This window comes from Bradyrhizobium sp. Leo78 (assembly GCF_059512425.1).
In genome coordinates this window covers 84,320-97,526 of record NZ_JCAMOT010000016.1, presented here as the reverse complement: position 1 = coordinate 97,526, position 13,207 = coordinate 84,320, and the positions used below count along the sequence as shown (strand labels likewise).

The following is a 13,207-nucleotide window of genomic DNA, read 5'->3' as shown; positions in this document are numbered from 1 at the left end:
GCGGACTCCGGTGTTCGCTATCTGGCAATCCGAACAGGCAGGGTCTCGTAGCCATTGACGAAATTCGAATACACTCGCCTCGGTTCGTCGACCACTTCTATACGCTCGAAACGCTTCAGGATTTCTTCCCAGATGATCTTGAGCTGCAGCTCGGCGAGCCTAAGCCCGACGCAACGGTGAATACCAAAGCCGAACGACAGATGCTGGCGCGGTCGCTCCCGATCGATGATGAACTCGTAAGGCTTCTCGATGACCTCTTCGTCGCGGTTGCCCGAGACATACCACATCGCGACTTTATCGCCCTTCCTGATCCGCTTGCCGCGGAACTCGATGTCGGAAAGTGCCGTCCGCCGCATATGGGCAACTGGCGTCTGCCAGCGGATCACCTCCTGCACGAAACTATCGATCAGGGCAGGGCTCTTCCTGAGCTTCTGATACTGATCCCCATGCCGGTTGACCGCATAGATGCTGCCCGACAAGGTATTGCGAGTAGTCTCGTTCCCGCCGACGATCAAAAGCAGCAGATTACCGAGGAAATTTTTCGGATCCATGTCACGCGCGGCCGGGCTGTGCGCCATCAGCGACAACAGATCGCTTTTCGGCGACTGGTTGATGCGCGCGTCCTAGAGCCGGCTGAAATATCGCGCGCATTCTTCAAGTTCAGCCTGCCGCTCGTCCTCGGTCGCAACGACACCTCCGGGGCCCGGAATGGTCGTTGCCAGATCAGACCAGCGCGTCAGCTTTCGGCGATCCTCGAAGGGAAAATCAAACAGGACGGCCAGCATCTGCGTGGTCAGCTCGATCGAGACCCGGCCGACCCAGTCGAACACCTCACTGGTCGGCAGATTGTCGAAGCATTCGACAGAGCGCTCACGGATGCCGATTGCCAACTGTTCGAGATGTGTTGACGTGAATACTGGAGCTATCGTCTTGCGCTGAGCGGCATGGCGCGGAGGATCCATGCTGATGAAGCTCTCGCGGCGCAGGTCGGGTGTCACGTCGACCAGGGTGATGCCGCCAAGCGCCGACGCCGAGGAGAACACCGCATGATTGGCTTCAACATCTATGATGTCCTCGTATCTGGTGATGGACCAATACGGGCCGAACATGCTGTCACTGGTGTAGTGGACCGGATCTTCTTTGCGCAGCCGATCGAAATAGGGCCAATGGGTGTTGGAGCGGAACAGCTCGGGATCTGCGGGATCGAGCTCTTCCAGCGGCAGGGAGAGAGCCCGCTCTCGGGCCCTGTCGTATCGGCTGTCTTGAGTGGGATCGAGTGTCCTGTGCATGGCCGGCTCCTCGTCGGTCGTTTCCTTTTTCTTGTGCGGAGCGTCTGATCTTCTGCGGAGTGCTTGATGGGCACGAATCAAATCCGTTTGTCTGCATCTCGGCCCGTGCGCCGGTTTTCGTGATGCAATTCGCTGACGCGCAATTACGCGTCATGGCTCGATGCTGCCTCGGCTTCGCCCAATCCCGGCGAGCCGTTGCAAGCGGCGTCTCAAGATAGGCCGCGCGCCCCACTCTCCGTCATTCCGGGGCGCGCGCAGCGCGAGCCCGGAATCCATCTAGCCGCATGCACGAGCGGAGAAATGGATTCTCTGATGTGCAATTGCACATCATAGCTCGACGCTGTCGCATCGCCCCGGAATGACGGAGAAAAATTCACCTGCGATTTCAACCTGATTTGCCCCGTCCAGCCCTGTAGCGAAAAACATTCCGCTTCCGCCGTCGGGCAAATCAGTGATTTAACTCCGCGCGTCTCACGGCAGATGAGGGGCGGGTCGCGATCGTCACGAACGTTGCGGTGAGATGCGGTGGACGCGGGTGTTGCGAAAGACGAACGCAACATCAGCGGACGGCGAAGTCGTGTGGTCCTGGCGCCCCGACGCTGGCGCTAAGTTTTGTTCGTTGAACACAGCGATGGTGGCAAGAAAGCCCGGTCACCAGGGAGAGCACGAAGTAAGCTGTAAAACCATCGCGCAGGGAAAGCCGGAATGCTTCGGTTGAACCTGTGGTCCTACCCCCGTGCTTTTTGTTGCACGGGACCCACGGGTGCAACCAGCACCCGGCTTTCCCTGCGCCCTCTGATTGATGAGAGGGTGAAACGAGACGCAAAGCTCGGGCGCAACGCACCGCGAGAACGCGAACTCACATCCTCTCCCCAACTCCACCGTCATGCCCCGCCACCGGGTCTCGCCTTTGGCGAGCCCGATGACAGGCTCCGGCGGGGCATCGTGTCCGGCGGCCACTCGGCTCAAGCACTGCTGCCTCTGGAATACTGGATCGTCCGGTCAACCCCGGACGATGACAGCGGAGAGCTGTTTGACATCTTGAATCAGAACTCGCGGCGACGCCGTAGGGTGGGCAAGCCTCCCGAAAGGACAGTGCCGTTAACCCTTTACTAACCATACGCTGGGCAAAAATTGCCGGGTGAAGTCGAGTGTCGTCGGTCGCGTATGACGGGAGGGGATCCCCCGTGGACGCCAGTGCGGTGCCTCACTTTCGGAGCGGCGGCCGGCAAGCCGCCGCGCAGACATTTGGCGGCCGCGCCCGGCAGGCGCGGGGGGATCGGGCTACCATGGTCGACGTGACGGCGGGTCAGGGCACGGCATCCGGCGGCTTCTCCCTGGCCGACATCACCAATATCCTGAAGCGCGGCGACATCGCGCTGGCGTTCGGCATCCTCACCATTCTGGTGGTGCTGATCCTGCCGTTGCCCGCGATCGTGCTCGACCTGTTCCTGGCGATCTCGATCACGCTGTCGGTCCTGATCCTGATGACCGCGCTGTTCATCCAGGCGCCACTGGAATTCTCCTCGTTCCCGACCATCCTGTTGATCTCGACCATGCTGCGATTGTCGCTCAACCTGGCCTCGACCCGGTTGATCCTGTCGCACGGGCATGAGGGCACGGCGGCCGCCGGCCACGTCATCGAGGCCTTCGGCAATTTCGTGATGGGCGGCAATTTCGTGATCGGGATCATCGTGTTCGCGATCCTGGTCATCGTCAACTTCGTCGTCATCACCAAGGGTTCGGGCCGCATCGCCGAAGTCGCGGCGCGCTTCCATCTGGATTCGATGCCGGGCAAGCAGATGGCGATCGACGCCGACCTCTCCGCCGGCCTGATCGACGAGAAGGTCGCCAAGGAACGGCGCAAGGAGCTGGAGGACGAAAGCGGCTTCTTCGGCGCCATGGACGGTGCCTCGAAATTCGTCCGTGGCGACGCGATCGCCGGCCTGCTCGTGGTGTTCATCAACGTTGTCGGCGGCATCATCATCGGCGTCGCCCAGCAGGGCCTCGGATTTGCCGAAGCCGCGCGCACCTACACCGTGCTGACCGTCGGCGATGGCCTGGTGACGCAGGTCCCGGCGCTGATCGTCTCGACCGCCGCGGGCCTCCTGGTCTCGAAGGCCGGCGTCTCCGGCGCCGCCGACAAGGCGCTGATGAAACAGCTCTCGGGCTATCCTCAGGCGCTCGGCATGTCGGCCGGCGTCATGATCGTGCTGTCGCTGCTGCCGGGCATTCCGATGATCCCGTTCCTGGCGCTCGGCTCCGGCGCCGCCGCGCTGGCCTGGACCGCGCGCAAGCAGAAGCATGCCGCCAAGGCCGTCCAGGCCGCCGCTGCGGCCGCCCCTACTGCTGCGGCAGCGGCAGCCGCAGCAGCCGCCGAGGAGCCGATCTCGAGCGCGCTCAAGATCGACGACCTCAAGATCGAGCTCGGCTATGCGCTGCTGCCGCTCGTCAACGGCCCCGACGGCACCGACCGATTGACCGAGCAGATCAAGGCGCTGCGCCGCTCGCTCGCGGTCGAGATGGGCTTCGTGATGCCGGCGGTGCGCATCCTCGACAACGTCCAGCTTGAGGCCAACACCTATGTCATCAAGATCAAGGAGGTCGACGCCGGCACGGGGCGGATCTGGCCGAACCAGTTCATGGTGATGGACCCCGGCGGCAACCAGGTCGCGATCCCCGGCATCCATACCGTCGAGCCGACGTTTGGTCTGCCTGCGACCTGGGTCGACGCCGCGCTGAAGGAAGAGGCCTCGCTGAAGGGCTACACCGTGGTCGATGCCGCCACCGTGCTGTCGACGCACCTGACCGAGCTGCTCAAGAACAACATGTCGGACCTGTTGTCCTACGGCGAGGTGCAGAAGCTGCTCAAGGAACTGCCGAAGGAACAGGGCGAGCTGATCAAGGATATCGTGCCGAGCCAGGTCACGATCTCCGGCATCCAGCGCGTGCTGCAACTGCTGCTGGCCGAGCGCGTCTCAATCCGCGACCTCTCGACCATCCTCGAAGGCATTGCCGACGCGCTCGCCTTCTCGCGCAATCCGGCGACCATGGTCGAGCATGTCCGCGCCCGTCTGGCGCGGCAGATCTGCGCGCAGAACACTTCCTACAACGGCTACCTGCCGCTGATCGCGCTGTCGGCGCGCTGGGAGCAGGCGTTCGCGGAATCGATCGTGGGCACGGGCGAGGACAGGAGCCTTGCGATGCAGCCGTCCAGATTGTCGGAATTCATGACCGCGACCCGCAACGCCTTCGAGCAGGCCGCGCGCGAAGGCGAAGCGCCGGTGCTGGTGACCTCGGCCGCGATCCGGCCCTTCGTTCGCTCGCTGGTTGAACGCTTCCGCTCGCAGACGACCGTTTTGTCGCAGGCGGAAATCCATCCGCGGGCACGCTTGAAGACCGTCGGGAGCGTGTGACCGGCCCGCAAATCAGTTGCAAAGCGACGCAGCATTTTCGTCACATGCAACTTGTTTGTAGAAAATGGCTTAATTTCAACAGCTTATCGTCGCCGCGCCCCGCTCTCGATCTAACGCATTGCAATAACTGAACAATATCCCCGCCAGCGCGGATTTCAATCGCGTCGGATCACGTCTGTTCACGGGCTTGTGATCGCCTCTACGGAACGGAATCCGCGATTCCTATGTTGGAAGGGCGCAAGGATGTTGAACCTGTCGGAAGAGGCGACCGACAAAAAGTAAGCGACAGGGAAGGCGGCAGGAGACTTCCATGAACCACTCGATCTACAGCGCGGATCGGACGACCCATCTGAAGATTGTGGTCGTTGCACTCGTAGCGGGTGTGGTTGTGGCCGGCCTTGGCATCATGGCGCGTAACAGCGTGGACGAGTACCAGACCGCGCGGGTGATGAAGGCCGGCAAGCCGGTGGCCATCACCTCATCGAACAATTCGCTCGTACGCTAGAGCAGGAGAGGAATTTACGGAATTCACGTGGTTCTTTACAGCCCCCCAAAGGCCACGTGGATATTAAGACCCCCAACTACCCCAAGTTGACTATCGAAAACGCCCGCTCCCCACGGGCGTTTTCTTTTTATTTTGAATCAGCGGTTCCGGGCGGCACGCTCTCGATCAGCCTGCCGGAGAAGATCGGTGCCGAGGTCGGCATGCCCGTCGGCGACCCGCCCTCCGGCTCGACGGTGACTGCGTAGGTCGCATCATTGATCGTGGCGGCATCGATGGACGACAGCACCGGGCGCTCGGTGAAATCATCAGCGCCGATCACGCCGAGCGAGCGCGGCTGCGGCAGCTTGTCCGAGATCAGCCACAGCTCGAAGCTCTTGCCGGGCTCCGGCGTCGCGCCGACCCGGCGCACCGTGAAGTTCCTGGTGGCGGCATCGACGGTCAGGATGAAGGCTGGGGAGTTGCCGTCCTGCTGCAGCACGGCGACAAATTGTCCCGAGGGCGGCGGGGGCGGTGTCTTGACCTCCACAATCTCTGTGCGGGACTTCGGACGGATGGCGTCAGGCAGGGCATCGGGCCGGTAGACCTGAAGCCCCAGCACCACCAGGAGCGCAGCAGCAATCGCGCTCACCGCCGACGCCACGCCGCGCCAGCGTCTGAGCCGGCTTGTGAGCTGGACGACCCGACCGTCATCGACGAGCGGTGCCTGCTGAACGGGCGCCTCCGCGACGACTCTCGGCTCCACCGGCGGGTGCGGAGGTGACGGGGCTTCCGGCGGCAGGGCCAAGGGCGCCTCCGGTGCGGAGGATTGCGCGATCGCGCTCTTGATGTTCTCCCACACGATCGGCCGCGGCTCGACCAGGCCCACCATCTGGTTGAGCGGGCCGAGCCTGAATTCCCAGGCCTGCACGAGGGCGGTGAACTCCTTGTCCATCGCCATCATGGTCTCGACCTGCGCGCGCTCCTCCGCATCGAGCGAGCCGAGCGCATACTCGGCGGCGAGCGCGATATGGTCCTCGTTATGAGCCATCACACGATATCGGGGCTCTCAAACCCCAAGACACTCCCTGATCTCCAGCAGGCTGCGGCGCAGCCATGTCTTCACCGTGTTCACCGGCGTCTCGAATTTGACGGCGAGCTGCTCGCGGCTCCAGCCGTTGTAATAGGCAAGCAGCACGAGCTTCTGCCGGTCCGGCTCCAGACGGCCGACGCATTCCAATAAGCGGCGCAGTTCCTCCGTCATCTCGCGTCGCGCCAGTGGATCGGGCGTCTCGGCCGCGACCTCCATCGCCGCAGGCTCTTCCTCCAGCGAGATTTCGCTCTTCTTGCGGACCAGGTCGATGGCGCGGTTGCGGGCAATGGATGCCATCCAGGTGATCGGCGACGCCAGCGCCGGGTCGAATTGTCCCGCGCTGTTCCAGATCTTGACGTAAGTATCCTGAATGACCTCCTCAGCAAGATCCTGTCGCCGCAAGATACGCAGGACGACGCCGAAGAGTTTCGCCCGCGTGGCCACGTACAATCGCTCGAAAGCGGCCTCATCCCCCTTCGCAACGGCAGCGATCAGCCAGACCAGTTCAGCCGGCGTCAGCATTCAGCATCCCCCAAATCGCGATCCCTGTTCGCCTGATGCCGGGAATTAATCCTATCCCTTCGTAGCATAGTTCGGCAGGCCGCGGTCCACCAGCCGATGGATTCGGGACCTTTCCAAAGCAAAACCCGGGCTTCGCAGCCCGGGTTCGGTTCCCACCCAACGTGGAGAGGTTCAGGATTCAGGCAACGCCGAGACGCGCCCGCATCAAGCCGATCGAGTCCATGTCGGCCTGCTCCCGGGCGCTCTCTTCAGCGCGCTCGCGGGCCTGGTCGCGCTCGTCCAGGAGCTCGACCTTCTTGAGCTCCTCGAAGGCTTCGCCGAGCTGCGCCTTGGCCTCCTCGAGCTGGATGCGCAGCTCGTCAGCAGAGCGGGTGAGGTTTTCGCGGCGCTGGATCGCAGCCTTGGCATAGGTCGGATAGGCAAAGTGAGCGGGATCGTTGATCCCGGCTCGCTCCTGCTCGACCTGGATCTCGCGTTCAAGCTCCACCGACATGCGATGGAAATCGGCGATCATGCCTTCGATCTGGGTGACCCTGCGGCGCTTCTCGTCGACCTGAAATTTCTTCAGGCGGATCAGCGTGTCACGTGACTTCATCGACTCATACTCCCCAGAAGTCCCGATTTCGAACGCGGGACAAGGCCGGCTCCCCCTGGACCCCGCCGGCGCAGCTAATGACATGCCGCGGATGATGGCCCGACAAAGTTAGCGTTCCGTTTCCAAATTCGAGAGGATTTGCGCCAGTTGCCGATAGCCGTCGGCCAAACTGACAGACTCGCCCTTACCCTGGCGCAGGAAGGCCTCCAAAGGCTCGTGCAGGCGGATTGCCTCGTCCACTTCCGGGCTGGAACCGGCCCGGTAGGCGCCGAGCCGGATCAACTCTTCCATATCAGCATATGTCGCCATCACCTGACGCGCCCTGGTGATAACGGGGAGAAATGTCGGGTCGGCCGAGCGCGGCATCGTGCGGGAGACCGATTTGAGGATGTTGATCGCAGGATAGCGCCCGCGCTCGGCGATCGAGCGCTGCATCACGATGTGACCATCGAGGATGCCGCGCACGGCATCGGCGATCGGCTCATTGTGGTCGTCGCCATCGACCAGCACCGTGAAGATCGCGGTGATGGCACCGACCCCGGTCCCCGGCCCTGCCCGCTCCAGAAGCTTCGGCAGTTCGGTGAACACCGTCGGCGTATAGCCCTTGGCGGTCGGCGGCTCGCCGGCGGACAGCCCGATCTCGCGCTGCGCCATGGCAAAGCGCGTCACCGAATCCATCAGGCACAGCACCTCCTTGTCCTCATCGCGAAAATACTCCGCGATCGCGAGCGTGAGGTAGGCGGCCTGCCGCCGCATCAAGGCCGGCTCGTCGGAGGTCGCGACCACGACCACCGAGCGCGCGAGGCCCTCCTCGCCGAGGTCTTCCTGGAGGAATTCCTGCACCTCGCGGCCGCGTTCGCCGATCAGCCCGATCACCGAGATGTCGGCATCGACATTGCGCGCCAGCATCGAGAGCAGCACCGACTTGCCGACGCCGGAGCCGGCGAAGATGCCGAGCCGCTGGCCGCGGCAGCAGGTCAGGAACGTGTTGAGCGCGCGGATGCCGAGATCGAGCGGGCTGCCGACCCGCTTGCGCGAATGCGCCGGCGGCGGTGCGTTGCGGAAGGGAACGGGAGAGGCGCCCTGCGGCAGCGGACCCTTGCCGTCGATCGGCTCGCCCATCGCGTTGACGACGCGGCCGAGCCAGGCCGCCGACGGCCGCACGAAGCCGGCGGCGTTGGCGATGACAGCACGGCAGCCACGCCTGACGCCTTCGAGACCACCGAACGGCATCACCACCGCGTTGCTGCCGGAGAAGCCGATGACCTCCGCCGGGATGAAGCGATTGCCGCCAACGTCGATCACGATGCGGGCGCCGACCGACATCGCATGGATGGGGCCGGCGATCTCAACCATGAGCCCGCGGACGCCGACCACGCGGCCATAAATATTGACGCCGTCGATGTCGCCGATCTGTTCCGCGAGCGCTTTCATTGCGAAAACCTTAAGTTTCGCCGATTTCTCCGCATCCGCTTAACTTCGTGTTTACCCGCATCATTAATCATTGCGTCACTGTCTTTGGGTGACTGAGGTCGCTTGCCTGTTCAGAAGAAGGGCGAGTCGCAAGAGTCGGTTAGTCCGGCCTCTTAAAGTGGAGCTTGAACGAGAACGGATGAGAAAAGCTGCTTCTGCGCAACATCTTAGGGCGATTCGAAAAAAATTGCACCGCGGACCTTGCGAATGGGAATCAGTTTTTGTTAACCATGTCTCGTCAGGATCCGAATCAGTTGTGCAAAGGCGTTTTGTGAGTGCCGCAAGTGCGGCCGACCTGACGCCCAGGAGCGGCGACTAAAGGGGACTGGCATGCGCGTTTTGCTGATAGAAGATGACAGCGCCGTCGCGCAGTCGATCGAATTGATGCTCAAATCCGAGAGTTTCAACGTCTATACGACGGACCTCGGAGAAGAAGGCGTCGATCTCGGCAAACTCTATGACTACGACATTATCCTTCTCGACCTGAACCTGCCCGACATGTCCGGCTACGACGTGCTGAAGCAGCTCCGGGTCTCCAAGATCAAAACCCCCATTCTGATCCTCTCCGGCCTCGCCGGCATCGAGGACAAGGTCAAGGGTCTCGGCGTCGGCGCCGACGACTACATGACCAAACCATTCCACAAGGACGAGCTGGTCGCGCGTATCCACGCCATCGTGCGCCGCTCCAAGGGCCATGCCCAGTCCGTCATCCAGACCGGCGACCTCGTGGTTAATCTCGACACCAAGACGGTGGAAGTCGGCGGCCAGCGCGTGCATCTGACCGGCAAGGAATATCAGATGCTGGAGCTGCTCTCGCTGCGCAAGGGCACCACGTTGACCAAGGAAATGTTCCTGAACCATCTCTATGGCGGCATGGACGAGCCGGAATTGAAGATCATCGACGTCTTCATCTGCAAGCTGCGCAAGAAGCTCGCCAACGCCTCCGAAGGCCGCAACTTCATCGAGACCGTGTGGGGCCGCGGCTACGTGCTGCGCGAGCCGCACGAGGCGGACGAACGCATCCCGGCCTAATCGCTCCGATCTCGCTGCTCCGACGAAAACCCCGCCGAAACGGCGGGGTTTCTGTTTTGGGCCAGCCTCAAACTGGTCGGTAATATTGTTCGCCATGGCGCCCCTCAACCTGGCGGGGCCAATCGAAACTTCGCAAAAGCTGTTACGATCAGCCGAACTGGGCTGATGGAGTTTGCGGCACATGTCGAACTTCGATCTGGCACTGTCGGTTGGGCTTGGCATCGGCTTGGCCGCCGCAACCGGCTTCCGGCTGTTCCTGCCGCTGTTGGTCCTGAGCGTGGCCGCCTACACCGGACACGCGAATCTGAATGACGGCTTTGCATGGCTCGGCACACCTGCCGCGATCATCATGCTTGGCACCGCGGCCATAGCCGAGATCGCCGCGTTCTACATTCCCGGTGTGGACAACCTGCTCGATACGGTGGCGACGCCCGCTGCTGTCGTCGCGGGGACAATCGTTTCCGCCGCTGTCATGACCGACTTGCCGCCGATGGTGAAATGGACGGCGGCCATTATCGCGGGAGGCGGCGTTGCCGGCATCACGCAAGGTTTGACCGCGATACTCCGGGCAAAATCATCCGTCTTCACCGGCGGCCTTGGGAATCCGGCCGTCGCGACGGCCGAACTCGGGAGCGCCTCGCTGATGGCACTTCTGGCCCTGGCCGCGCCGCTCGCCGCGCTCGCGCTGGTCATCCTGTTTTTCTGGCTGGCATTCCGCCTGCTTCGGGGCTCGACTCGGGGATCGCATCGGCCAAACGAACCCATAAGCGGGGATTGAACCCACCATCGTCATGCGCCGACCAATCGCTCGTGCAATTCTGTTGTCGGGCGAATCGGGGGCGCGATTGCTAAGGTCAGATTTGGTTTTTGCATCGCCGCGCCCAGCGGATGAAATGGCGCGTTGAATGATCCTGCAATCGCTTGCCGGGCTTCCGGCTTTCTTGGTCTATTTCTGCACGGCGCTCGTCGCCGTCATGGCCTACCTCTTCGTCTATACCCGCGTCACCGCGCACAACGAATTCGAGCTTATCCGCGAGAACAATACGGCAGCAGCGATCGCGCTGGGCCTCAGCCTGTGCGGCTTCGTGCTCCCGGTGGTGAGCGCGATCGCACACTCGGCCAATGTCATCGATTGCCTGATCTGGAGCGTGGTCGCGCTGATCGTCCAGATCATCGTCTATTTCATCGTCAAGGTCCCCGTGCCGAACCTGTCGGGACGGATCGCGGACGGCGAGCTCGCGCCCGCGATCTGGCTCGGGCTTTCCTCGCTCGCCGCCGGCGCTCTCAACGCCGCTTCGATGATCTACTGACCATGACAAGCCTTCCACCACCCAAGGAGTTCGGCACGCGGACGCCGGCCCCGGTGTCGCCACCGCCCCGTCCGCCAGCCAAACGTTCGGCCGAGATCGTCCTGATGCTGATGGGCACGCTCGCGGTCGGCGGCACCGCCTATTCGCTGATGCCGAGCGAGAACTGCGAGCGTCCGCCGAACGGCGCGGCGCCGTCGTTTTCGCAGGCCGACACCGAATGCCGGCAGCGCGGATTGTCCTCCTCCAGCCACGGCTCCAGCGGCGGCTCGCGCTACTCCAGCAGCGGCTCCTCCTCGAGCCACTCCGCCTCAGGCACATCCGACTCCGGATCGAACCATGTCAGCCGCGGCGGCTTCGGTTCGTTCGCGCACGCCTTCGGCTTTTCCGGTGGTTGAGAGAAGCGTACCCTTCGCACATCACCGTGAAATGACTGCTTTTGCTTGCCTTGGCATCGGCCGCTGTTGGAGACTGGTGCCACACCGCAAATGGCGGAAGAACGGGACTGCCGTCATGAAACGCTCGCGCCGGGTCGTCCTGAAACTGATGGGAAGCGTTGCGGTCGGCGCCGCCTCGATGGGGCTGGTACCGCGCACTGATTGCGGCCCCGGCAACACGGCCGCACCCGGCCCCGGCGGCAAACCCAGTTGCCGCGCGGTCTATGGCGGCTTCGGCGGGACGCCCCGCCGCTTCAACGCCCGTGGTGACGTTGAATTCGACCCTTCGTATGGCGGAAGCTGATATCCGCATGCGGCGCATTCCTTGTTCGGAACGTGACGACTGGCCGGCGACCGCCGAGCGCGCCGGCTTCAGTTTCCACACCATAGGCGGCGAACGCTATTGGGACGAACGCGCCTATTACGCCTTCACGCTGGACGAGATCGAGCGCGGGATCGAGGAGCGGACCGGCGAGATCGACGCGATGTGCCTCGAACTCGTCGGCCGCGCCACCGAAGATGAAAAATATCTACGCCGATTGAAGATCCCGGAAGCGTTCTGGCCGCTGATTGCGGAAAGCTGGCGCCGCGACGACGGAAGCCTCTATGGCCGGCTCGATCTCAGCTTCGACGGGCGCGGACCGGCCAAGCTGCTGGAGTACAATGCCGACACGCCGACCTCGATCTTCGAGGCGGCGGTGTTCCAATGGAACTGGCTCGAGCAGGCGATCGAGCGCAACATCATCCCGAAGCGATCCGACCAGTACAATTCGATCCACGAGCGGTTGATCGACGCCTGGAAGAAATTGGCATCCGGCGAGCACCTGCATCTTGCCGGCATGACCGGCAATGCCGAGGACGCCGCAACGCTGGCCTATCTGGAGGACACCGCCTCGCAGGCCGGCCTTGCGACCACGCTGCTCGATATCGAGGGCATCGGCCTTACCGAGGACGGCCGCTTTGTCGACCTCGATAACCGCGCAATCGAGCTCGCATTCAAGCTCTATCCTTGGGAATGGATGTTTCACGACACCTTCGGCACCAGGCTCGCGAGCGCGCCGACGCGCTGGATCGAGCCGCCGTGGAAGGCAATCCTGTCCAACAAAGGCATCCTGCCGCTGCTGTGGGAGATGTTTCCGAACCATCCCAATCTGCTGCCGGCCTATTTCGAGGATGATCCGAACGCGCAAACGCTCGGCAGCTCGTTCGTCCGCAAGCCGATCTATTCGCGCGAGGGCGCCAATGTCGCGCTTGTCAGCGCCGGCACCACGCTGATCGAGCAGGAGGGGCCCTACGGCGCCGAAGGCTTCATCCGCCAGGCGCTGGCGCCGCTGCCGAATTTCGCAGGCCAATATCCGGTGATCGGGAGCTGGCTGATCGATCACACCCCATGCGGGCTATCGATCCGCGAGGACGAGAATCCGATCACGGGGAACACGTCGCGCTTTTTGCCCCACGCGATCCTTTGAGGGGCGGTCCCTGCGTCATTGCGAGCCAACGGGTCGCGCGAACGCGCGCCCCGTTGGCTCGCAATGACGGTCACGGGCGACGGAGTTGTAGGG

At 62.9% G+C, this 13,207-nt stretch carries 12 protein-coding genes and 1 pseudogene; 8 read left to right on the top strand and 5 right to left on the bottom strand.

The genetic code is table 11. The features are described 5' to 3' along the window. Window positions 1–17 precede the first annotated feature (17 nt). Window positions 18–1,289: pseudogene (locus AC5ZG1_RS21055) on the bottom strand (cytochrome P450). A gap of 1,187 nt (window positions 1,290–2,476) precedes the next feature. On the opposite strand from AC5ZG1_RS21055, the gene flhA reads away from it, so the two are divergent. Both flhA and AC5ZG1_RS21045 read left to right on the top strand, forming a co-directional pair. Beyond that, window positions 2,477–4,705 carry a flagellar biosynthesis protein FlhA gene (gene flhA / locus AC5ZG1_RS21050; protein WP_496133960.1) on the top strand — a complete coding sequence of 743 codons (2,229 nt, stop codon included), beginning with the start codon at window positions 2,477–2,479 and terminating at the stop codon, window positions 4,703–4,705. A 310-nt stretch (window positions 4,706–5,015) separates the two neighbouring features. Continuing rightward, window positions 5,016–5,210 (top strand): hypothetical protein, encoded by a 195-nt coding sequence (locus AC5ZG1_RS21045; protein ID WP_028162105.1) that lies wholly within the window; start codon window positions 5,016–5,018, stop codon window positions 5,208–5,210. 127 nt (window positions 5,211–5,337) lie between these two features. Here the strand turns inward: AC5ZG1_RS21045 and AC5ZG1_RS21040 are convergent, their stop codons facing one another. From AC5ZG1_RS21040 to fliI, 4 genes are all read right to left on the bottom strand, one after another. Beyond that, a complete protein-coding gene (locus AC5ZG1_RS21040) occupies window positions 5,338–6,237 on the bottom strand; it encodes an anti-sigma factor (RefSeq protein WP_496133959.1) in 900 nt (299 codons plus the stop codon). A gap of 18 nt (window positions 6,238–6,255) precedes the next feature. Then, window positions 6,256–6,801, bottom strand: a complete 546-nt coding sequence (locus AC5ZG1_RS21035; RefSeq protein WP_456642770.1) for a sigma-70 family RNA polymerase sigma factor — start codon at window positions 6,799–6,801, stop codon at window positions 6,256–6,258. A gap of 178 nt (window positions 6,802–6,979) precedes the next feature. Beyond that, window positions 6,980–7,396 carry a flagellar export protein FliJ gene (gene fliJ / locus AC5ZG1_RS21030; protein ID WP_028162102.1) on the bottom strand — a complete coding sequence of 139 codons (417 nt, stop codon included), beginning with the start codon at window positions 7,394–7,396 and terminating at the stop codon, window positions 6,980–6,982. Between the two features lie 108 nt (window positions 7,397–7,504). Continuing rightward, the gene (gene fliI, locus AC5ZG1_RS21025) at window positions 7,505–8,830 is read right to left on the bottom strand and encodes a flagellar protein export ATPase FliI (RefSeq protein WP_496133958.1); all 1,326 of its coding nucleotides are present in this window, start codon (window positions 8,828–8,830) and stop codon (window positions 7,505–7,507) included. A 369-nt stretch (window positions 8,831–9,199) separates the two neighbouring features. Between fliI and ctrA the strand changes: the two genes are divergently transcribed. The 6 genes from ctrA (at window position 9,200) to AC5ZG1_RS20995 (ending at window position 13,114) form a co-directional block, all read left to right on the top strand. Continuing rightward, window positions 9,200–9,901: a response regulator transcription factor CtrA gene (gene ctrA, locus AC5ZG1_RS21020; RefSeq protein ID WP_016848562.1), complete on the top strand. Its 702-nt coding sequence runs from the start codon at window positions 9,200–9,202 to the stop codon at window positions 9,899–9,901. 181 nt (window positions 9,902–10,082) lie between these two features. Further along, window positions 10,083–10,679 carry a DUF4126 domain-containing protein gene (locus AC5ZG1_RS21015; protein WP_496133957.1) on the top strand — a complete coding sequence of 199 codons (597 nt, stop codon included), beginning with the start codon at window positions 10,083–10,085 and terminating at the stop codon, window positions 10,677–10,679. Window positions 10,680–10,806: 127 nt separating this feature from the next. After that, entirely contained in the window at window positions 10,807–11,211 is a 405-nt protein-coding gene (locus tag AC5ZG1_RS21010; RefSeq protein WP_456642771.1) for a DUF350 domain-containing protein, read from the top strand. A gap of 2 nt (window positions 11,212–11,213) precedes the next feature. Then, entirely contained in the window at window positions 11,214–11,606 is a 393-nt protein-coding gene (locus AC5ZG1_RS21005) for a hypothetical protein (RefSeq protein ID WP_496133956.1), read from the top strand. Between the two features lie 115 nt (window positions 11,607–11,721). Then, a complete protein-coding gene (locus AC5ZG1_RS21000) occupies window positions 11,722–11,949 on the top strand; it encodes a hypothetical protein (RefSeq protein WP_130228846.1) in 228 nt (75 codons plus the stop codon). A 7-nt stretch (window positions 11,950–11,956) separates the two neighbouring features. Beyond that, complete coding sequence (locus tag AC5ZG1_RS20995) at window positions 11,957–13,114, top strand: glutathionylspermidine synthase family protein (RefSeq protein ID WP_496133955.1); 1,158 nt, start codon at window positions 11,957–11,959, stop codon at window positions 13,112–13,114. Window positions 13,115–13,207: the final 93 nt, after the last annotated feature.

Excerpts from the sequence above, each read along its gene's own strand:
- AC5ZG1_RS21045 (WP_028162105.1), top strand. The coding sequence starts at position 5,016 with ATGAACCACTCGATCTACAGCGCGGATCGGACGACCCATCTGAAGATT.
- AC5ZG1_RS21010 (WP_456642771.1), top strand. The coding sequence starts at position 10,807 with ATGATCCTGCAATCGCTTGCCGGGCTTCCGGCTTTCTTGGTCTATTTC.
- fliJ (WP_028162102.1), bottom strand. The coding sequence starts at position 7,396 with ATGAAGTCACGTGACACGCTGATCCGCCTGAAGAAATTTCAGGTCGAC.
- AC5ZG1_RS20995 (WP_496133955.1), top strand. The coding sequence starts at position 11,957 with ATGCGGCGCATTCCTTGTTCGGAACGTGACGACTGGCCGGCGACCGCC.
- AC5ZG1_RS21040 (WP_496133959.1), bottom strand. The coding sequence starts at position 6,237 with ATGGCTCATAACGAGGACCATATCGCGCTCGCCGCCGAGTATGCGCTC.
- AC5ZG1_RS21035 (WP_456642770.1), bottom strand. The coding sequence starts at position 6,801 with ATGCTGACGCCGGCTGAACTGGTCTGGCTGATCGCTGCCGTTGCGAAG.
- ctrA (WP_016848562.1), top strand. The coding sequence starts at position 9,200 with ATGCGCGTTTTGCTGATAGAAGATGACAGCGCCGTCGCGCAGTCGATC.
- AC5ZG1_RS21015 (WP_496133957.1), top strand. The coding sequence starts at position 10,083 with ATGTCGAACTTCGATCTGGCACTGTCGGTTGGGCTTGGCATCGGCTTG.
- AC5ZG1_RS21005 (WP_496133956.1), top strand. The coding sequence starts at position 11,214 with ATGACAAGCCTTCCACCACCCAAGGAGTTCGGCACGCGGACGCCGGCC.
- fliI (WP_496133958.1), bottom strand. The coding sequence starts at position 8,830 with ATGAAAGCGCTCGCGGAACAGATCGGCGACATCGACGGCGTCAATATT.
- AC5ZG1_RS21000 (WP_130228846.1), top strand. The coding sequence starts at position 11,722 with ATGAAACGCTCGCGCCGGGTCGTCCTGAAACTGATGGGAAGCGTTGCG.